Consider the following 21,161-nt stretch of genomic DNA (forward strand, 5'->3'; position numbering starts at 1 on the left):
AATATATTGATGAATGATGTTTTGATAAATAATGAAAAGACCAAGTTTTAATTAACTTGGTCTTTTTTTATGTTTATTACTGAGAGGGCTTCGTTGCTGCTATGGCTTTCTTTAATTAGTACAGATTTTTCACTATGTGAAACCAACAGGTGGTGCTAATGAATATTTTTAAAATTATGATGTTATCAGGATTATAGTTATCTGGCTTAGATCTTTGATTAAATAAGTTAAAATAGCTATAAATTATATATAGTCAAATTTTTATAAGTTATTGTAAATTCCAAGGCTGATGTTGTACCTTGTTCTAACCCCTGATGCTGTTCTATTTTTACTTCAAAGGAAGATATTTATCTATGTTGAATTTAACTATTCGCCGTAAAGTTGTACTTACTACCTTGACCGCCGTCGTGTTATCTATAGTGATTGTGAGTGGTTTTGCTCTTAATTCAAGTCGGTCCATTATTTTAGAAGCCGCTATTGAAAGAGAATTACCCGCGGCCCTTGGTGAAGTAGCCAATAACTTAGATGCACATTTGTTGTTACCGATTACCGTATCGCAAACTATGTCGAGTAATCTTTATGCTCAACATTTTATTAGTGATGGCGAGCAGGCTGGTGAGCGACCACAGCTGATAGCTAATTTGCAAAACATCCAAAATGAATTTAATACCATTAGCGCCTTTTTAGTCTCAGCGAAAACAGGAAGTTACTTTACTCAAGGCGGGCTTTTTAAAACCTTGTCGCGACAAGAAAATAAAGATCAGTGGTTTTATGACTTTATGAATAGTGGTAAAGCGTATGAGTTGAGTTTAGATGTTGATGAAGAAACCAATATACCAACGTTGTTTATTAACTATTTAATGAACGTTTCCGGTAAACCTAGCGCTGTAGTAGGGGTTGGTTTATCACTACAGAACATGGCTAAGACGATAAGTCAGTATCGTATTGCCCAAACAGGGAAAGTGTTTTTAGTTGATCAGCAGGGAAAAATAAAACTACATCCAGATACTCAACAAATAGGGAAAAGTTTAATTGATCTTGGCGTTAGTAATAGCCAACAGCTTTTGGCGAAAGCACAATTTAGCTCAACTGAGTTTACATTAAACGGTACTAAAACCCTTATTGCTAGTCGTTACTTAGATAGTATTGGTTGGTATGTGGTTGCCGAGGTACCTAAAGAAGAAGTGCTTGGTGGACTAACTCAAGCGACATGGGCATTAGTAATGATGGGACTTATTATTGCGGTAATTTTTGCGTTTGTCAGTACTTGGCTTATTTCTCGTTTAATTGCACCTTTTGGCCAGCTTGCTGATATGTTGGCTGAAATTGGCAAAGGCGGTGGCGATTTAACGCGTCGTTTAGATGATTCACGTCAAGATGAAGCGGGTACCATGGCAAGAGGTTATAACCAATTTGTCAGCCATTTAAGCGAATTATTGCAACAAGTTTCTAATACGGGCAATGAACTCTCAACTGCGATTGAGCAAATAGACTCGCAAGCCAAGTCAATGGAATCAGAGATTAATGAACAAGTAAGTAGAGTTGAGCAAATAGCCACAGCAATGCATGAAATGGGAATGACGGCAGAAGAAATTGCTGGTAGCGCTAACAATGCGGCAGAAACTGCACAGGCCGCAGATGCAACAGTACAGCAAGGTAATGATTCTGTTGTACAGACCATAGCTAGTGTTTCCGATATGAGTGAGCAGTTAGTCTCTACCAGTACTATGATCGCTCAATTAGCTGAAGATGCCCGCTCTATTGATACTGTTGTTGAAGTAATACGTAGTGTTTCAGAGCAAACCAACTTATTGGCGCTTAATGCCGCTATTGAAGCTGCCCGCGCAGGGGAGCAAGGGCGAGGTTTTGCCGTGGTTGCTGATGAAGTAAGAACTTTAGCGTCACGTAGCCATGACTCTACCGAAGAAATTAAAAATATTATTGAAAAGCTGCAAGCTAAAACAGAAGAGGTAGTTGCCGCTATTTCACAAAGCACAAACTTAAGTACAACCAGTCAAACAGAGGCGGGTCACTCGGGTAAGCATTTAGAAAGTATCTCGGAGAGTATCAGTATTATGAATGATATGAACTTACAAATTGCCACAGCGACAGGAGAGCAATCGAATGTTGTTGGTGAAATTAACCCTCACGTTACAGCCGTTGCTGATATCTCACGTGCTAACAGCGATATAGTTCAGCAAACCTCAATTGCTTGTAGTGAGTTAAGAGATAAAGCTGCTCACTTAAATGACTTAGTATCGCGCTTTAAGTTTAACTAATTCTTATAATTGGTTGTTTAATGAGTAAATAATACATATACATATACATAATAAATTAGAAAACAGTTGTCCAATAAAAAAGGCCAGTCAGATAATCTGACTGGCCTTTTTTTAGAGTGCTTTATCCGTTAAACGGTACTCTCAGTTTAACGCTTACTACCAAATACGAACACGTTCATCTTCAGGTAAATACAAGGCATCACCAGGTTTTACGTCAAACGCTTTGTACCATGCATCGTGGTTACGCGGTGCTTGAGCACGAAAACGGCCTGGTGCATGTGTGCCACCACGTAGTTGGTTTAACATGCTTTTTTCAGTGCGTTTTTCTTTCCATACTTGTGCCCAAGCTAGGAAGAAACGTTGGTCACCGGTAACACCGTTAATAACAGGTGCTTCTTTGCCATTTAAGCTTAATCTATAAGCATGGTAGGCCATTGATAAACCGCCAACATCACCAATGTTTTCGCCAAGACTGTTACGACCATTTACAAAGTTATCAGTAATAGGCTCATACTTATTGTATTGTGCGACTAGTTGATCCGCTTTAGCATCAAAGGCATCACGGTCTTCATCAGTCCACCAATTACGTTGAATACCATTAGCATCTGACTTTGAACCTTGATCATCAAAACCGTGACCCATTTCATGACCAATGACTGCGCCAATAGCGCCGTAGTTCACGGCAGCGTCAGCATTTGGATCGAAAAATGGCGGTTGTAAAATTGCTGCAGGGAATACAATCTCATTAAATGAACTGTTGTAGTAAGCATTTACGCGTTGTGGCGTCATGCCCCAACGATTGCGGTCGGTTTTCTTTAATTCTTTGGCAACACTATCAGCGTTGAAAAATTGACGAAGGTGTTTGATGTTACCAACTAAGTCATTTTTAGAAATTGTTACACCTTCAAATTCCTGCCATACATCAGGGTAACCAATTTTAGGATTAAATGCGGCAAGCTTAGCGTGTGCGTTAACTTTAGTTTCTTCGCCCATCCAATCAAGTCCGTCGATACGTTGACCAAGTGCAGTACGTAAATTTTCAACTAATTGCGCCATTTGTAATTTAGAGCTTTCAGGGAAGAAACGCGCTACATACACTTTACCAATCGCAAAGCCTAAAGATTCAGTATCAGACATTTCACCAATAGCACGCTTCCAACGTGGACGAGGCTCTTGTTGACCGTTTAATTCTTTGCCATAAAAAGCAAAGTTAGCGGCATAAATATCTTCAGATAATAAACCGGCATTGCCACTAATAGTATGGAAGGTTAGGTAATCTTGCCAAACAGATAAAGACTCAGCGTTAACCAATGCGATCATGGCCTTTATTGGCTCAGGCTGAGAAATATTAAGTTGTGGTACTTTATAACCTGATTGAGCAAAATAAGTATCCCAATCAAAGTCAGGATATTGCTTGGCTAAATCAGCACGTTTTACTTGGTTTAAGGTTAAGTCACGGTTACGTTTTTTCTCACGCGGCCAATGTCCTTGAGCTATTTTTGTTTCTAGCGCTAAAATTTGTTCAGCACGTTTTTGGCCATTTTCTATACCGGCAAAAGCTAGCATAGTAGCGATGTGCGCTACATAAGCATTACGGGTTTTTTCAAAACGTTCACTTTCTTCTAAGTAATAAGAACGATCAGGCAGTCCTAAACCACCAGCACCCACAGACATTTCATATTGATTTGGGTCTAAACGGTTAAACCACATATAGCCACCAAGAGGAGACTCTGTGCCTGTTAACCATGCTTCACCAAATATCTTGGTTAAGTCTTGCGTATTTTTTACCGCACTAATTTGATCTAACGTTGACTGTATTGGGCTAATGCCCAATTTATTAATAGTTTCAGTATCCATATACGCTTGATAAAAATCAGCAACTAATTGCTCGTCGGCGTTAAGGTTAGTACGACTAGTAATATCATCAATAATTTCTTTTACTTGTGTTTCACTTCGCTCAGCTAAACCAGTAAACGCACCATAACGGGTTTTATCTGCAGGCATTACATAATGGTCATACCAAGTCCCACTAGCATACATAAAGAAATCATCACCAGGTTTAACAACTTCATTGCGGGCGCTTAAATCAACACCAAAGCTGCCTAGTTCGGCTTTACTGGCGACAATATTTTTATTATTACTGTCATCACTGGCAGTAAACATGCCACAACCACCAATAAATGTGGCTGCTAAGGCAATGGCTATCAAAGATTTTTTCATGAAATAGATCTCTTTTTAATTGAATTAGATATAACTAGTGGTTTAAATTAATAATACAGGTGCGTAGCGGCATTAAACTAAGTGCTTTTATTGTTGTTTTATCAACTTAGATTATGCTCAGCTTTACCATTTATTTATTGCTCGCCAATATATATGGCTAACAGAACCACTTTAGACCCCGTTATTCTCTAGTATGTTAAAAAAATGTCAACTAGGATACGCTTAACGGTAGGCTTTACTCGATGAACTTATTGTCACTGCAACTTTACAAGCATGTAGTGGGGGATAATGAATGCACATATTATCATTAGCCAACGTTCTATTAGTGACGTCAAATCAACTTTGCAATTATTGAGTTTGCTAGGTATAAAGGCGACCAAGATTTGTTATTTTATGAGTAAATTTGGTGAAGACATTTTCGTGTGTATTTTTAATGCTGTTTGTTGGCTCGGTGTCAGCAAAGTCTAACCTAGAAAAGTCAGGTGATATTATGCACTTGCTGTTACCAGCAACGGCATTCGGTGCAAGCTTAATAATAGAAGATAACTATCAAGGGAGCTGGCAGTTAATTAAGTCAGGAGTCGTTTCACGGGTAGCTGTTGAAGGGTTAAAGTTTGCCGTAGATAAAGACAGACCCGATGACTCAGGTGATGACTCATTTCCGTCAGGTCATACCGCAGATAGTTTTGCCTCAGCAACATTTATTCAACAACGTTACGGTTGGCAGTGGGGCATTCCAGCTTATATTGGTGCTACCTTTGTTGGTTATAGTCGAGTTAAAAGTAATAAGCATTATGTAGAAGATGTTTTAGCGGGGGCTGCTATAGGTATTCTTTCAGGTATCTATTTCACTGAGCCATACTCAGGCATTACTATTTCTCCTACGGCGAATAGCGGCCATTACGGCCTGAACTTCAGTGGCACTTTTTAACTGACCAAGTAAACTAAAAAGAGATTTTATCTATGAATAATAAAGTATCACTCGAAACGCAAGATCAAGCGGCTAAAGTAGCCAAAGGCACCCAGAAGAAAGGGCAAACGAAAGATCAAACTAAGTTAATTGCTCAAGGAATCGAAAAGGGCATCGCTGAGTATAAAAAACAGCAAAGTAAAAAATCACGTGAGCGAGATAAAGACCGTAAGCAACAAGTAAAGCAAAAGCAAAAAGCCGCTGAAGAATTGGGCTGTTTAGATGAGTCAGCAGAAGTTAAAGCTACCAATAAACTACCTTGGTTTTTATTAGGTTTGAGCTGGTTCGGTTTTGTTGGTTATTTGTTTTTAGGCTAGTGTTACTTAGCTAATAGGTTAGTAAGGTAAAGCTTGATTGGTAGGTTTTAGCTGATATGGGCCTCAAATTAAGTTGGAAAGTAAGGTAAGTGGTCACTCCTGCGACAAATAGGACTTGATTTTTGCTCGTATTTATCACAACCAATAGTCCGATTAGCCACCACAGCGGTCATTCATCATGAAACAGTTAATGCTATATTTGTATGCTCTAGCGAAAGTTCGCAACTCGTTAATCCTTACGTCCGATTCAAGCTCATTTATCTACCCCATAAAAAATTGACACTAACTTTTTCTACGAAGCGTAAGTAAAAAACAGTGATTGTTTGTTAGACTGCTCATATCGTTAAAAGAAGCATTGGACTCCCTACAACCACATAACCAAAGGCATCAGCTAACAATTATCATCAGCTTAAATTAAGTTACTTTTCCCCTAATTCTTTACACATAAAAAGAAATGAAGTAAAGCGATTATGCTGAACGTTTTATTATTTAACTAATCTTATTGAAACTAATGGTAGCTATAATTTAAGCTCTGGCTACCATTAATATAAATAAACATTTTTCAAAAAACAACGACTGCTTGTAAAGTAAGTCTTGAATCCTCATCCTTAGTAGTTGGAACATCTAACTGCTTCCAGTATTCCAAATAGACCTTTGAATTTTCGCTAAAGTACCAACTTAAATTAGCGGTAAGTTCGGTATATTCATCATTACCATCATTACCATCATTTTTCTCAAAGTTATCCAACCGGATCAAAGGAACCCATTGATCATTATTTGAAGTAACCAAGCGATACATTGCTTGTATCGAGTAAGCAATATTATCTTGTTCACTCATATCTATATCATCATCAGTTGCATTGATAAAAGCACCTTGAATACGTAGTTGCTCATAATCAAACTGTGCATCAATTCCTATTCTAGAGAAACCGCGATTACTCTCCGCTTCAGTACCATCTACAATAAGCCCCCCAATCATCAGTTGATCGGTCACATCAAATGCCAAACGACCAGACCATATATTGGCATCCTCACCTTCAGTATCATCAGAACCACCACTTAGGGCGACAGAATAAAAAAGACGTTCAAAAACACGACCATAAGTAGATACATTTTGTCTTGCGCTTCTTAATTTACCACCATTATCTGCACCACCAAATGCTTCATCAATCACTTTGACATGGCCCCTAGTCATTCGAAAATGATCACCTAGAAAACCATAAGGATCTGAAAAAAACATATCACCATAACTAAATTGTAAATTTATGGCTTTTGAGTAGTTATAGGTTAATACCGCCAAAGGTATTACTGGTTCAAAATTTGTTTCGTCTTCAGCTTCCAATTCAAAAAAGATACTCCAGTCGTTGGTAATATTAGCGGCAAAGATTAGCTCTACTTCATGTATCGCTCTGACTTTCTTATCGCCAGATTCTTTTTTGTCATATGGTCTAGCAACTAAAACTGCCGATATTGGCATACTTTTATCGAGACTAAACCGTGGTGACAGTATAAAGTCATTTTTAATACCATCAATTCTATAACCTGCTTCTTTAAAGTTCCTGCCAAACTGATTTAACTGAGGAAAGGCTGTGTGGCATGAGGAACAAGGCATATCATACTTCTTCGCAAAGCTAGTAACTGCCTGACTTTGAAATGAGAGTCCTAAAAAAATAACCAATAAAATAACTATTCTTATAAAGTGTTTCATGATGTTTTCTCAATACAAGAGTAAAAAATAGATGATTAAATTATAGTCAATGACACGTGTATTATTTGTATAGTTCAGGGGAAGTTAGATGAAAGCTAATGCAGATCAAGTTTTGTATACTTATAATGTCTGGTTTCAATACTGACGTTATTTAAATAAATTTTGAATCATTACGGTAGAATAATTTATCTACGAAGGAACAATACCGCTTAACACCAAAATATATTCCCCTAAAGTGGCAAAATTAGCGTTCATAAGTAGAATTCAAACGGCAGGTATGAGCTTAGATCGGATGTTAGGAACAACAAGTTACTAGCTTCCGCTTAGCGCCATTAACTTTCCGTTTAAGGTAAACAATATCGCTCAGTACTGAAGAAAAACAACACCATGCAGTAGACCACTCAGGCTTAAAGGTACCAATACAGGATAACGTTAACTTCCGCAGTGTTGTCGGTTTATAGCTCTCTCCCACGCTAAGAAAATAATACTTAACACAATAACTGTTTCTACAAACTCTATCGTGATAACGAGTTTATGATCACAGTTGTTCTAATAATAAACAGTTTGATTAAAAATTAGAATTGTGTGAACGGACGCTAAAATTACAATTTAATCAATTTGCTCAATTTAATGTCATTAAAAGCCAAATTAATGATCTATACCTAAATCCCTTTCATGAGAGTTTGTCAAAATAACGCTTTATTTTTTAGTAGAGTCACTCATGAATTCTTGGCCGCAATATGTTACCGAACTACCTGATGGGCATCCGGTAAAAGTTTACTTTGAAGAAAACCATTTAATCCAGTCCTTGTTGTCACAACTTACTGCCTCAGATGCACAGCAAGATTTTGAGCTGTTTTTTAATCTGTTTAATCAACTCGCTGAAGTTGAAAAGCGCTTCTCTCGTAAAGAAAATCAACTTTTCCCTTACCTTGAAAAACAGGGGTGGACTGGACCTAGTCAAGGCATGTGGGCTTTTCATGATGAAATCCGTGATTTATTCCGTGAGGTACGTGCTTGTATTGAAGCTAAAAAATTAAATAAAGTCTCACGTATTGTGAAACGTATTGCTGGTGAGTTGTTTCATTTGATGGAAGTTGAGGAGCATAGATTGTTTCCTAATGCGATCGAGTTACTTAGTGAAGATGATTGGAAAGAGATGCGAGAAGGTGATGTTGAAATTGGTTGGATGTTATCTCAAGAGCCAGTGCCGTACCCAGAAGAAAAAGCGGAAGAAGAATATGTACATCCAGGTGAAGATAGACGTAAACGTCGCTTACCTTTTTCAACTGATGACCGAATACGTATGAATGAAGGCTACATGTCTGCCGAGCAGCTTAATTTAATGCTGCAGTTTATGCCGGTTGATTTAACCTATGTTGATGAAAATGACATCGTTGTGTTTTATAACCGTGGTGAAAATCGCGTTTTCCCTCGTTCGGCCGGTATTATTGGTCGAGAAGTTAAATTCTGTCATCCGCCTAAATCGGTAGATCCTGTTTTACAAATTCTTGAAGAGTTTAAGAAGGGCATTCAAGATACCGCTGAGTTTTGGATTAACTTTAAAGATAAAAAAATTCATATTCGTTATTTTGCTATTAGAGATAAAGAAGATAACTATAAAGGTGTTATTGAGATGTCCCAAGATATCACTGAGATTTTAAAAATTGAAGGGCAACAGCGTTTGCTTGATTGGGGCTAATCTGAAACGAATAAGAGTGGATAAAAAATGGTCGTGTGATTTATTATCACACGGCCATTTTTGTTTGAGTCGCTGATACCATGCATTTCGAATGTTTTTGACCAAGCACCACAAGCGATCACACAATGATCAAAAGTTAAGTTTTCTTGCTACGTTTTCACAGAAACGCCAGAATCACTGCTACCTTGGGATTTAAAAAGCTAAGTGCCAATCCGAGACGGACACAAAAAAGCCCCGTAAAAACGGAGCTTTTTGTGTCTGAAGATTTGAAAGGATTAGTCTAATAAATCCAGAACTTCAAGTCTTTCTTTTGCTAGAATATATCTTGCGTGGACATCATCAATTTGCAGTTGAGTTAATTTCTTACCCAAGGTACGAAGCCCTCCAGCAGCATCATTATGATGAATTCCCATAGCAAACTTAAGATATTCCATAAGCAGCGGCTGAGCATCAAGATATGATATGGAATTCATAGCCTGAGAAATTTTGTTTGCCTCAGCCCATTCACCTTTTAAAACATGCTCCTGCATAGTAACACTAGCTTTTGGGAAGATAGTACCTACACCTGTAATGCCACCGCATGCTCCAGCAAGTCCTGCGTGTACAGTTACAGTGTCAACACCAGCCAAGATTTTTAAATCTTTATTCTCTAACATTAGCGTTTCAATAGTTGAAACATCTGTAGTCGATATTTTAAGAGCAGTTACTTCAGGTAGAGCAGAAAGTCTTCTAAGAATATCTGTTGAAATTGCATGATATCCTGCTGCATCAGGGTTGTTATAAGGCATAATTGTTACGCCTGCCTCTTTTGCAGCTATTGCAGCAAGCTCATAGTACGCATACATTTCTTCATCAGAAGGAACCGTCTTAGTTTTTGGCGGCATGACCATGACTGTATCCACGCCAACCGTTGCGAGTCCTTCAATGATTTTGGCAAGCTCTTCTTTAGTTTCTGCTGCAGCTCCACTGATCAACGGGACATTGTATTCTTTAGCAACCTCAGAAAGTGATTTAAGTAAAGAAAGACGCTGTTCGGTGCTCAGGTAGCTATTCTCACCCAGAGTTCCAGAAGCAACAAGTCCGCCCATTCTGCTTCCGCCCTTTCCTTGAGCTTTTAAAACAGCTGCGGCCTGTTTATTTGTTGTATCAAAGTCAATTTCAAGGGCACCGGATTCTGACTCTTTTAGCCATGTAAACACGGCCGGCATAACCGTATATCGCCAATCTGTACTATTTGTTTGCATCATATTTCTCTTGTTTAAAATCATATTGTATACATTATACCAAGTAAGTCATGTCAGTTAAACTACTTTCGGCAAAGCAGGAGGTTTACTGGGTTACGCCCTAAAAGGGCTTAAGTTAATGTTAGTTAAAGCGACTAATACAAAAAGGACTAACGTCAATTTCTGTCTTTTTCTTCGTGACTAATTGACCAATTAGTTTGCCGGTAATAGCTCCTTGGGTTAGACCTAAGTGCTGATGGCCAAGAGCAAAAAATATTTTATCGTGATTTGGCGCTTGGCAAATAACAGGTAAAGAGTCAGGTAATGACGGGCGACAACCCATCCAAGCTTCTTGCTCCGATTTCTGTTCAGGAAGCGTCTTTAAGATAAAGGCGGCATTATTTTTTAACATCTCGGCGCGCTTATAGTTTGCAGGTGCATTAAGTCCAGCATACTCTACGGTTCCCGCTAGTCTTAAAGTATTATCCATTGGAGTTATGATAAAGCGACGCTCAGCTGAAGCTACTGGGCGATTTAACATTGGCTCTGCTTGATCTGAAATAGGTAAACTCAAGCTGTAACCGCGTTCAGCCTCAATAGGTAAATGATAGCTTAAGCCTTTTAACAATTTTTTTGACCAAGCACCACAAGCAACGACACAATGATCAACGGTTAAACTACCCAGATCTGTCAGCACGGTAACGCCAGTCTCTGCTTGAGTTATTTCAGTAACGGCACTTTGCTGAAAAGTCATGCCTTTACTTTTGGCAAATTCGCTTAGGGCAACACTCAACGCTAATGGGTCAATAGTATGAGCTACATCGGTAAAAAATAATGAATAATTAATATTGTCGTTTAAGCTTGGCTCAAGCTTAAGTGTTTCTGCTCTATCTAATAGTTTTACTGCAACTCCTTCATTTTTATAATGCTGATACATGGCATCAACTTTATTGTAATCACTCGTTTCAAAAACAAGCAACGAACCTTGTAAAGTAATGAGGTGCTCTATATTTGCCTCTTTTAATAGCGCACAGTAGTGACTGATGGCATTTTTATTTAATGCCTTTATCGCCACTGTATTTTTGTCACGTAAACTTGGTCGCATATTATTAAAAAACTGCATGAACCAAGGGATTGCTTTAATAAAGTGTTTGGCAGATAAAGACACAGGCCCAAGTGGGTCGAGTAAAAGCTTTGGCATTTGCCATAATAATGAAGACTCAGCCAGTGGAAATACTTGCTCGGTGGCAAAATGTCCGGCGTTACCTTTGGAGCACCCCTGACCTATGTCACCTTTATCAACTAAGGTGACTTGATAACCCAAACTTTGTAATTCTAACGCACAATTTATCCCAATAATTCCAGCGCCAATTACAGCGACAGTTGGCTGGCTATTACCTTTTAGTTCGTTTTTATCTGTATTCATTAATTTACACCTTGTAATGATTAGAGGTCTAAGTCGTTATTATTGTTAGTAATTTCTGTCAGCGATAAAGTAAAATAAATTATACTTGCCATTCAATATGGATTGTATACAATATACTTAAATTTAACTAGTAATAGTTCTCATAAAATCAATTGTAGTATTAAATTATGTGAACAACTTGCTGGTCGTGGTAGTGAGTTAACTCGCGCACCTCGTATACCATTAATTGGCGAAGAACGGGTAAACGTTGAACGTATCTATAATGAGGCAGTTGCTAATCGTATTGATTTAAGCAAATTTAACCTAGATTAATACAACTGAGATTAATCGCTTTCTTTACGATTAACGAAGAAGCATAGGAAGTTATTCTTATGCTTCCTTTAGTCGGTTAAAACAAAGCATAAAAAAAACAAAGCTTGGGGACAATATGGTTAAAGGTACATTCTTTTGCATTGACGCACACACCTGCGGTAATCCTGTTCGGTTAGTGACTAGTGGTCATCCAAACCTAGTCGGTAAAACCATGAGTGAGAAGCGCTTAGATTTTCTTGAACGTTTTGACTGGATCCGTCAAGGTCTAATGTTTGAACCGCGTGGGCACGACATGATGTCTGGCGCGTTCTTATATCCACCTTGTAGTGATAATGCCGACGCATCGATTCTATTTATTGAAACCTCAGGCTGCTTACCTATGTGTGGCCATGGCACTATAGGTACCATTACCGCTGGATTAGAAGGTGGTCTTATTACCCCTAAAACACCGGGTAAACTCATTATAGATGTGCCTGCAGGGCAAGTTATTATTGAGTATGTAGAAAATGACGGCAAAGTATCTAATGTTAAAATATTTAATGTTGCCGCATATTTAGCACACCGAGATATCACCTTAGATATTCCAGACTTAGGCCAGTTAACTGTCGATGTTTCTTACGGCGGTAACTTTTATGTCATTGTTGAACCGCAAGAACATTTCCCTGGTATCGATCAATGGAGTGCTGCAGAAATATTAAAGTGGAGCCCAATTGTTCGTGAAGTAGCCAGCAAAATGCTTGACTGTGTTCACCCAGAAGATGCCAGCGTTAATGGTGTCAGCCATGTTTTGTGGACAGGCAAGCCGCAAACGAAAGGTTCAGATGCAGCCAATGCAGTATTTTATGGCGATAAAGCGATTGATCGCTCTCCTTGTGGTACTGGTACTAGTGCGAGAATGGCCCAGTTATTTGCTAAAGGTGAATTAGGCTTAGGCGATACTTTTGTCCATGAAAGTTATATAGGTAGCCAATTTACCGGCAAGATTGAAGGCGTGGTTGAGCTCAATGCTCATGGTAAAACCATCATGGCCATTATGCCAAGTATTCAAGGTTGGGCAAAAGTTTTTGCAAAAAATTGCATCACTATTGATGATGATGACCCTTATGCCTTTGGTTTTAGTGTTAAGTAAAGCAGTCGAATAACTAATATAACTAATATAAGTTATACGGTATTAACAGCAAACAAATAGTTAACAATGCCTTAATTGAGATAAGTCTCAATTAAGGCATTGTTTAAATAAAGATTAATCCCTGTGCGTTTATTCAATAAAGGCACTAAGCAACATAAGTGAGTAAGACATGACAATAACAGGAAAAAATTTAATTGCAGGCGAATGGTCAGGCAATACTGAAGGTGGTTTTAAAGCATTTAATGCCAAAACACATCTTGCTATTGATATTGAGTTTGCTGATGCGACTGAACTTGAAGTAAACACTGCAATCACTCGTGCCAATGACGCTTTCACCTCTTATAGCCAGTTAAGTGCAACAAAACGCGCTACTTTTTTACGCGCTATTGGTGCTGAAATACTTGCCCTAGGTGATGAGCTTGTTGAAACAGCATGTGGTGAAACAGGTTTACCCGCAATGCGTATTCAAGGCGAGCGTGGCAGAACGATTGGCCAATTGGGTTTATTTGCTGATTTATTAGAAGCTGGCGAGTATCAAGGCATTGTTGAACAAGCAAACAATGATCGTCAACCCTTACCAAAGCCTGATACTCGTTTAGGTTATTTACCTTTAGGTGTGGTTGGTGTTTTTGCTGCAAGTAACTTTCCTCTTGCCTTCTCTACCGCTGGTGGTGATACTGCATCAGCTTTAGCAGCAGGTTGTCCTGTTGTGATGAAAGCACACGCAGCACATCCAGCTACGGCTGAATTAGTAGCAAGAGCGATATTAAACGCGATTAACCTTTGTGAATTAGATAGTGGTGTGTTTTCACTTATCCAAGGTAAAAACTACGCGATAGCAACTCAAATTGTTACTCACCCATTAGTGAAAGCGGTTGGTTTTACTGGCTCTGAACGTGTAGGTATGATTTTGCAAGCGCAAATTCATCAACGCCCTGAGCCTATTCCATTTTATGGCGAGCTTGGTAGCATTAACCCGCAATTCATTATGCCTAATAAAGTAACTGAAGATGGTGCTGAAATAGCGCAAGGCTTAGTTGCTTCATTAATGATGGGACAAGGACAATTTTGTACCAGTCCTGGCGTTTGGGTTGTAGTAGGCGATGAAGACAGCGCTAACTATAAAACCTTTATCAACTCAGCAAGTGAATCTTTAGCACAACAAGCTGCTGGTGTAATGTTAACACCTGCCATGTGTGCTGGTTATAATGCAGCTGTTGCAGAACGTAAAACACTGAGCGGTGTTAGCTTACTAGCAACTGGTTTGAAGGGAAATGAGCAAGAATGTTCAGCTTCTTTATTTGCCACAGACCTTGCTACTTTCGCTAAAACACCATTGCTTCAAGAAGAAGTGTTTGGTTTTAGCGCTTTAGTTGTTCGTTGTGCTGATATGGCTGAAATGATGCAGTTTGTTATGTTACTTAAAGGTAATTTAACAGCAAGCATTCATGGCTTGGATAGTGATTTAGCTGAGTCGAAAGCGCTAAGTCAAATTCTTGCCCATAAAGTAGGCCGCTTGATTTATAATCAGATGCCAACCGGTGTTGAAGTATGTGCTTCAATGAACCACGGTGGTCCATTCCCAGCATCAACTAACATCAGAACAACGTCAGTGGGTAGTGAAGCGATTACCCGCTTTAGACGTCCTATCTGTTATCAAAATATGCCGGCAGAGTTATTACCGACCTTGTTAAAAGATTAACTAGAGATAAGTTTAAAGCCAAGTGCAGATAATGTGCTTGGTTTTTTTTTACTTTTACTTTTAATACTACTTTCAACATTAGCCTCGTTGATATAGGCAATGTTCAGTGTTGCACAACGTTGTGAATGTTCAATAACCAATAATAAAAACAACATCGGTGGATAAGATAGTGAGCCTAACCAAACGAAGTCCTTTTCAGCAAGCCTTTTATGTAGCCAATACCATGGAGATTTTCGAACGACTTGCCTGGTATGGCATGTACACGTTACTTGCGAGTTATATTATGACACCGAGTAGTCAAGGGGGCTTGGGTTTAGGTAATACCGAGCGTGGCTTGATTATGGGCGTGGTACCTTTCTTCCTTTATCTTTTTCCTGTGGTTTCTGGTGCGCTTGCCGATCGGTTTGGTTATCGAAAAATGTTCTTGCTGTCATTCACCTTGATGGCGCCTAGTTATTATTTCTTGGGTTATGCCAAAGATTTAGGCAGCTTCATGAGTATCTTCATGCTGATCGCTCTCGGAGCCGGAATTTTCAAACCTGTGGTCACAGCAACCATTAGCCGTACAACTGATGATACTAACCGAGGTTTAGGCTTTGGTATTTTTTATATGATGGTTAATATTGGTGGCTTTTTAGGACCACTATTAGCGCCTATTATCCAAAAGCATTATGGCTGGGAATGGGTATTTATCTTCGCGTGTATTTGGATTTCGGTAAACTTTATTCCAGCGTTATTTTTATATAAAGAGCCTGAGCGTCATGCTAAAAACAAAACACTGACTCAAGTTTTCCATGAAATGCAGCAAGTGCTTGGTAACTTCCGTTTAGCCTTATTAGTTGCGCCATTATTGGTGTTATTAGTTGGCTTTTATGCCGGTTTTATTAATGAACAGGTTACGCTTTTAAGTGTTGTTGTATTGGTAATAGGTGCTATTTTTTGGGATTTAATTGTTGCTAAGTACAACATCAACAATTCAGCTAATAAAGAGCGACCAGCGGTAGAAAGCTTGCCATGGTATTTACAAAAAATGCGCATTGGCAATAAACCTTTTATGGTTTATTTACTTATTTTGACAGGCTTTTGGACTGTCTATATGCAAATTTTCGTTACCTTACCTGTTTATATTCGAGATTTTGTTGATAGTTCAGACCTAGTGAGCATGCTACATACGTTAAGCCCTTGGTTACATGATGTCTTAACGTCGGTCAATATCGATACACTAACGAGTGAAATAACACGCTTGGCAGCCAATTATAGACAAGTGGATATTGCTCAAAGCCAAATTGCCATTGAAGAGATCACCCGAACGCTATCAGCTTTAGATATACGTCTACCTCAGCAAGAAATTATTAGCAGTTTTGGCCAGTTAAGCCAACTAAATCAAGTAGGCCAATCAGCAGCTATGGTACAAGCACTCTCCCCTGATGTTGCTCAGCAATGGGCACAACAGTGGGCCTCACAGTATCGTCAAATGAATCCAGCGACTATTTTAAGCATTGATTTTTTAATGATAATTATCTTTCAAATAAGTATCAGCCATTTTGTCGACAAGTTTAAAGCCTTACCTGCGTTGATCGTCGGTACCGCTATTTTATCTGTTTCTATGTTAGTGCAAGGTTTTGCCCACGGCATTATTTTTGGTGGCTTATTCGTCAGTTGCGCAGTAATTGTTTTTGCTGTGGGTGAGATGGTTTCAGCGCCGAAAAGTCAAGAGTACGTTGCCAGCTTTGCGCCTAAAGATAAAGCGGCCATGTTTATGGGTTACTACTTTGTTTCTATGGCATTAGGTAACTTATTTGCCGGCTTACTTTCTGGTTGGTTATACGGCTACTTTGCAACCGAATTATCACGTCCTGAATTGATGTGGGCCATTATCGCCTGCTTAGGCTTTGTTACCTGTATCGCCTTTTATTTGTTTAATAAGCATTTTGTCGGTGACATACAAAAACAGCAGTTAGCGCAAAAAGAACCGTCAACAGAACAATTAGTCAATGAATTAACTGAGAAATCAGCTAATGAGTCAATATCGGTAGCTTAGGGAATAGCGCTGAAGGGGCTGTTGTTCTCGTAAGGATAACTGCCTCGAGTAAAAGTAGGACGAATAAACTGTAAATGAAAGAGTAAAAATTATGACAATCAATATTGAAAAAGCAGCAGAAAAATTTGAACAATGGCAACCCAAAACTGAGCAAGAAAGTTTTATAACGATTAACTCACTTGAGTGCCATACCGGTGGCGAGCCATTACGTATTATTACCAGCGGATTTCCTGTCCTTGAAGGTAATACTATTTTAGCTAAAGCAGACTATTGCCATGAAAATCACGATGATCTGCGCCGAGCACTAATGTTTGAACCACGCGGTCATGCTGACATGTATGGCGCTATTATTACCGATGCTGAGCGAGAAGATAGCCACTTTGGTGCTGTTTTTATCCATAACGAAGGCTATAGCACTATGTGTGGACACGCGGTAATAGCCCTAACAAAAACGGCGGTAGAGTCAGGCGTAGTTGCTAGAACAGGTGATGTTACTCAGGTTGTTATCGATGTACCTTGTGGTCAAATTCGTGCATTGGCCTACAGTGATAACGATGTGGTAAATAAAGTGAGTTTTCAATGCGTACCTTCATTTGTTTATGCTAAAGAACAACAAATTCAGGTGGATGGCATCGGCACCGTTCAATTTGATATTGCTTACGGCGGGGCTTTTTATGCTTATGTACAAGCATCATCACTTGGTTTGTCATTAGTGGCAGCGCAACAAGAAAAATTGATTGATTATGGCCGTAAAATTAAACAAGCCATCATGAATTCCTCAGTACCAGCATTGACTATTATCCATCCTACGACCCCAGGTTTAAGTTTTTTATATGGCGTTATTTTTATTGATGATTCGCCAAATCAAGATGTTCATTCACGTAATGTCTGCATTTTTGCTGACGGTGAGTTGGATCGAAGCCCAACTGGCAGCGGTGTTAGTGGCCGCATTGCCTTGCATCATGCTAACCAACAAGTAGCCCTTAATGAAGCGATTATCATAGAAAGTATTTTAGCGAGTCCATTCAGTGTTCGTGCACTTGAAACGCTCAGTTTTTCCGGATTTGATGCCGTTATTCCAGAAGTGACGGGTGATGCTTTTGTTTGTGGCAAAGCTCAGTGGCTTATTAATAGCGATGACCCATTGAAAGATGGTTTTTTATTAAGATAACTTAAAATAAATTAAGTTAACAAGCGATTAAATTTATTATTAGATTCAAAGTTAGATAGAATTTCCAAGGATTATTATGAACTTAGCTACATTACGAGATAAAGTACTAAACAAACCACACAGTGCTATGCTGATTTTCAGTGATATAAATATCAGCTACCTTTCCACATTTACGGGTCATGCGGCGACAATTTTATTGACCAGCAAAGGTAATTATCTACTTACCGATTACCGTTATTTTGAACAAGCTAAATCACAAGCGAGTCATTTTAAGGTTATCTGCCGCGATAGAGCTAACCAAAGTTTAGCTTCGTTAATAGAAGACCTGTTATTTCAAGATGACTGTCAAAGCCTTGGCTTTGAGAGCGAACATATTAGTGTGATGCAATGGCAACAGGTTCATCAGCAGATCAGCCAATTAACTAAGCTTAGTCAAATAGAGCCGCTAAGTGGCGCTGTAGAAGCACTACGTTTTATTAAGTCGGCAAGTGAAATTTCGTCAATGGAGCAAGCAGCCCAAATAGCCGATGCTGCATTAGCGATAATGCTTAACTCAGTTAAAGCGGGTGTTACCGAGCGTGAATTGGCGATTGAACTTGATCACCAAATGGCAAAGCTTGGCTCAGAAGAAGTCTCTTTTGCTACCATTTTATTATTTGGTGAACGCAGTGCTTTACCTCATGGTATCCCGTCAGATAAGCAGTTAAAACTTGGTGATATTATCTTAATTGATTTTGGTGCTGTGGTTAATGGTTATCGCTCTGATATGACACGTACCTTTGTTTTTGGTCAGGCAAGTGCAGAGCAAAAACATGTTTATAAGTTGGTGCAATCAGCACAACAAGCAGCCATTGATGAAGTGTCTGAAGGCGTACTTGGCAGTCATTTGTATCAGCAATCAGCCAATATATTGCTAAACAGTGAATATAAACAATATGCCGGTGAAGGTTTAGGGCATGGTGTCGGGTTAGTTTTACATGAACAACCTTTTATTGGACCTGACTGTCATACTGCGATTGAGAAAGGTTGTGTGTTTACCATCGAACCGGGGATTTATATTCCTGGCTGGGGTGGTGTGCGAATTGAAGATGATGTGGTGTTAACTGATGATGGTTTAAAAATTATCACTAAATCGCCTAAAGGTTTGATTGAGCTTTAGGGTTCTATCTAAAGCCGATTCAACTTGTAGGGTAGTTAATAACTACCCTAACTCTTTATTTAATAAACTGTATCAACAGAAAATGAGATTATCATGAAAATTATTAGTGCCGAACAAGTTCACCAGAATCTTAATTTTGAAGAGTTAATTCCATTATTAAAGCATAGCTTTAGTCGTCCTTTTAGTATGCCACAACGTCAGGTTCACTCTCTTGCGCCTGAACAAAATGGTAATCATGATGCATTTGCATTATTACCCTCATGGAATGAAGAAGTGATTGGTAATAAAGCATTTACTTACTTTCCTGACAATGCGGCTAAACACGATTTACCCGGTTTATTTTCTAAAATAATGTTGTTCACCCGTAAGACAGGTGAGCCGCTAGCTTTAGTTGACGGTACAAGCGTTACTTATTGGCGAACAGCGGCAATTTCAGCACTAGCGAGTGAATTACTTTCTAGAGAAGACAGCCAGCACTTAATGTTATTTGGTACCGGCAACTTAGCTAATTACTTAGTGAAAGCGCATTTAACTGTGCGAAATATCAAAAAGGTGACTCTTTGGGGACGTAATGCCGCCAAAGTAGCTGAATTGATTGCGTCTTATACTGCTTTATATCCAACAGTAACATTTATAGCCAGTATTGATGTTGATACTGAAATAGCGAATGCAGATATTATTTGCTGTGCAACGGGTGCTAAAACGCCGTTATTTGATGGTAATCTTGTTAACGTCGGTACTCATATTGATTGCTTAGGTAATCACATGAAAGATGCACGTGAGTGCGATACAACAACGGTAACACGTGCGAGAGTATTTGTTGACAGTTTAACAAATACCTTAAATGAAGCGGGTGAATTACTAATTCCTATTGCTGAAGGTGCCTTTAATAAAGACGATATTGTTGGTGAGTTGGCTGATATGTGTAAAACGCCTTCATTGCTTCGTCAATCAGCAGAAGAAATAACACTATTTAAGTCGGTAGGCACAGCGATAAGTGATTTAGTGGCAGCACACTGTGTGGTAGAAAAGTTAGCTGAGTCGCTATAACATATTTGCGTTTACGTTATTTTTAAACGCGATAATTACTTTCGTGTGTTGATAAAATATTTAGATGAAAAAGGCGTTACCTTAATTAGAGGTAGCGCCTTTTTTTCTTCCAAATTTTTGTCTTTAGCTGTGTTCATATCAATAATAGTTTGTTATTTTTAACGTAGTATCTAATAAAGGTGCTTACTCATTTATGAGTAAGCACAGCCTTCTAAGACACCGAAAAATAAATAAAACAAGGAAACGTGAAATGGTAAACATGTTAATTGAGTATCAACTTAATGGCGGTGATGTTATTGAGATTAATCATCCCGAAGAGTTTGAGTTTAGAGATTTGGACGGTAACAGTTTAGGCAATGCTGAGGTTATCAAGCTTCATAATAATGATCTAATATTGGCTGAAGCTGCATTCGTGATTTCTGCTGAACATGCGAATGTTATTATACCAAGCGATGCTGCATTCATGGAATCTACAGCAGGAGTAAAACAACCATTTGACTTTAATGGCCTGGTAAAAGGTTGCGGTTTTCATTCTGTTAAATATAAATTTGATAGAAAAGGTGTTGAGTACTCTGATTGGGTTCTTGCTTATCCTCAGCATCATTAAATCATAAAAAATGAGGCACACCTGTGTGCCGTAATGCTTTGGCCATCATCGATGATGGCCATACCTAATATTGCTTCTCACTATACCGGTTGAAATGACAGACTTGTTTTTTCTGGGGTAATGTCATTTCTAATGGGGCAAAAGC

At 38.8% G+C, this 21,161-nt stretch carries 15 protein-coding genes; 11 read left to right on the forward strand and 4 right to left on the reverse strand.

Annotated elements, in window-relative coordinates; all coding sequences use genetic code 11:
* Window positions 1-353 precede the first annotated feature (353 nt).
* Complete coding sequence (locus CXF85_RS20185; RefSeq protein ID WP_101230445.1) at window positions 354-2,279, forward strand: methyl-accepting chemotaxis protein; 1,926 nt, start codon at window positions 354-356, stop codon at window positions 2,277-2,279.
* A gap of 156 nt (window positions 2,280-2,435) precedes the next feature.
* Here the strand turns inward: CXF85_RS20185 and CXF85_RS20190 are convergent, their stop codons facing one another.
* Window positions 2,436-4,499: a M13 family metallopeptidase gene (locus tag CXF85_RS20190; protein WP_101230446.1), complete on the reverse strand. Its 2,064-nt coding sequence runs from the start codon at window positions 4,497-4,499 to the stop codon at window positions 2,436-2,438.
* Between the two features lie 433 nt (window positions 4,500-4,932).
* On the opposite strand from CXF85_RS20190, the gene CXF85_RS20195 reads away from it, so the two are divergent.
* Window positions 4,933-5,430, forward strand: coding sequence for a phosphatase PAP2 family protein (locus CXF85_RS20195; protein ID WP_101230447.1), 498 nt, complete (start codon window positions 4,933-4,935; stop codon window positions 5,428-5,430).
* 32 nt (window positions 5,431-5,462) lie between these two features.
* Window positions 5,463-5,786 carry a DUF2956 domain-containing protein gene (locus CXF85_RS20200; protein ID WP_101230448.1) on the forward strand — a complete coding sequence of 108 codons (324 nt, stop codon included), beginning with the start codon at window positions 5,463-5,465 and terminating at the stop codon, window positions 5,784-5,786.
* A 562-nt stretch (window positions 5,787-6,348) separates the two neighbouring features.
* On the opposite strand, the gene CXF85_RS20205 is transcribed toward CXF85_RS20200, so the two are convergent.
* Window positions 6,349-7,494: a hypothetical protein gene (locus CXF85_RS20205; protein ID WP_101230449.1), complete on the reverse strand. Its 1,146-nt coding sequence runs from the start codon at window positions 7,492-7,494 to the stop codon at window positions 6,349-6,351.
* Between the two features lie 721 nt (window positions 7,495-8,215).
* Here CXF85_RS20205 and CXF85_RS20210 point away from each other — a divergent pair.
* Entirely contained in the window at window positions 8,216-9,196 is a 981-nt protein-coding gene (locus tag CXF85_RS20210; RefSeq protein WP_101230450.1) for a DUF438 domain-containing protein, read from the forward strand.
* Window positions 9,197-9,471: 275 nt separating this feature from the next.
* On the opposite strand, the gene CXF85_RS20215 is transcribed toward CXF85_RS20210, so the two are convergent.
* A complete protein-coding gene (locus CXF85_RS20215) occupies window positions 9,472-10,440 on the reverse strand; it encodes a dihydrodipicolinate synthase family protein (RefSeq protein ID WP_101230451.1) in 969 nt (322 codons plus the stop codon).
* A 121-nt stretch (window positions 10,441-10,561) separates the two neighbouring features.
* Entirely contained in the window at window positions 10,562-11,845 is a 1,284-nt protein-coding gene (locus tag CXF85_RS20220; RefSeq protein ID WP_101230452.1) for an NAD(P)/FAD-dependent oxidoreductase, read from the reverse strand.
* A gap of 427 nt (window positions 11,846-12,272) precedes the next feature.
* Between CXF85_RS20220 and CXF85_RS20230 the strand changes: the two genes are divergently transcribed.
* The 7 genes from CXF85_RS20230 (at window position 12,273) to CXF85_RS20260 (ending at window position 21,016) form a co-directional block, all read left to right on the forward strand.
* A complete protein-coding gene (locus tag CXF85_RS20230) occupies window positions 12,273-13,286 on the forward strand; it encodes a 4-hydroxyproline epimerase (protein ID WP_101230453.1) in 1,014 nt (337 codons plus the stop codon).
* Between the two features lie 169 nt (window positions 13,287-13,455).
* On the forward strand, window positions 13,456-14,988 hold the full coding sequence (locus CXF85_RS20235) for an aldehyde dehydrogenase (NADP(+)) (protein WP_101230454.1): 1,533 nt from the start codon (window positions 13,456-13,458) through the stop codon (window positions 14,986-14,988).
* A 169-nt stretch (window positions 14,989-15,157) separates the two neighbouring features.
* Window positions 15,158-17,029 (forward strand): MFS transporter, encoded by a 1,872-nt coding sequence (locus CXF85_RS20240; RefSeq protein ID WP_101230455.1) that lies wholly within the window; start codon window positions 15,158-15,160, stop codon window positions 17,027-17,029.
* A 91-nt stretch (window positions 17,030-17,120) separates the two neighbouring features.
* Entirely contained in the window at window positions 17,121-18,200 is a 1,080-nt protein-coding gene (locus CXF85_RS20245) for a proline racemase family protein (RefSeq protein WP_101230456.1), read from the forward strand.
* A 76-nt stretch (window positions 18,201-18,276) separates the two neighbouring features.
* Entirely contained in the window at window positions 18,277-19,359 is a 1,083-nt protein-coding gene (locus CXF85_RS20250; protein WP_101230457.1) for a M24 family metallopeptidase, read from the forward strand.
* Window positions 19,360-19,452: 93 nt separating this feature from the next.
* A complete protein-coding gene (locus CXF85_RS20255; RefSeq protein ID WP_101230458.1) occupies window positions 19,453-20,409 on the forward strand; it encodes an ornithine cyclodeaminase family protein in 957 nt (318 codons plus the stop codon).
* Window positions 20,410-20,659: 250 nt separating this feature from the next.
* A complete protein-coding gene (locus CXF85_RS20260; RefSeq protein WP_198555720.1) occupies window positions 20,660-21,016 on the forward strand; it encodes a hypothetical protein in 357 nt (118 codons plus the stop codon).
* The last annotated feature ends 145 nt before the right edge of the window (window positions 21,017-21,161 follow it).

It is taken from the genome of Colwellia sp. 75C3 (assembly GCF_002836255.1).
Lineage (GTDB): Bacteria > Pseudomonadota > Gammaproteobacteria > Enterobacterales > Alteromonadaceae > Colwellia.

Excerpts from the sequence above, each read along its gene's own strand:
- CXF85_RS20185 (WP_101230445.1), top strand. The coding sequence starts at position 354 with ATGTTGAATTTAACTATTCGCCGTAAAGTTGTACTTACTACCTTGACC.
- CXF85_RS20190 (WP_101230446.1), bottom strand. The coding sequence starts at position 4,499 with ATGAAAAAATCTTTGATAGCCATTGCCTTAGCAGCCACATTTATTGGT.
- CXF85_RS20195 (WP_101230447.1), top strand. The coding sequence starts at position 4,933 with ATGCTGTTTGTTGGCTCGGTGTCAGCAAAGTCTAACCTAGAAAAGTCA.
- CXF85_RS20200 (WP_101230448.1), top strand. The coding sequence starts at position 5,463 with ATGAATAATAAAGTATCACTCGAAACGCAAGATCAAGCGGCTAAAGTA.
- CXF85_RS20205 (WP_101230449.1), bottom strand. The coding sequence starts at position 7,494 with ATGAAACACTTTATAAGAATAGTTATTTTATTGGTTATTTTTTTAGGA.
- CXF85_RS20210 (WP_101230450.1), top strand. The coding sequence starts at position 8,216 with ATGAATTCTTGGCCGCAATATGTTACCGAACTACCTGATGGGCATCCG.
- CXF85_RS20215 (WP_101230451.1), bottom strand. The coding sequence starts at position 10,440 with ATGCAAACAAATAGTACAGATTGGCGATATACGGTTATGCCGGCCGTG.
- CXF85_RS20220 (WP_101230452.1), bottom strand. The coding sequence starts at position 11,845 with ATGAATACAGATAAAAACGAACTAAAAGGTAATAGCCAGCCAACTGTC.
- CXF85_RS20230 (WP_101230453.1), top strand. The coding sequence starts at position 12,273 with ATGGTTAAAGGTACATTCTTTTGCATTGACGCACACACCTGCGGTAAT.
- CXF85_RS20235 (WP_101230454.1), top strand. The coding sequence starts at position 13,456 with ATGACAATAACAGGAAAAAATTTAATTGCAGGCGAATGGTCAGGCAAT.
- CXF85_RS20245 (WP_101230456.1), top strand. The coding sequence starts at position 17,121 with ATGACAATCAATATTGAAAAAGCAGCAGAAAAATTTGAACAATGGCAA.
- CXF85_RS20250 (WP_101230457.1), top strand. The coding sequence starts at position 18,277 with ATGAACTTAGCTACATTACGAGATAAAGTACTAAACAAACCACACAGT.
- CXF85_RS20255 (WP_101230458.1), top strand. The coding sequence starts at position 19,453 with ATGAAAATTATTAGTGCCGAACAAGTTCACCAGAATCTTAATTTTGAA.
- CXF85_RS20260 (WP_198555720.1), top strand. The coding sequence starts at position 20,660 with ATGGTAAACATGTTAATTGAGTATCAACTTAATGGCGGTGATGTTATT.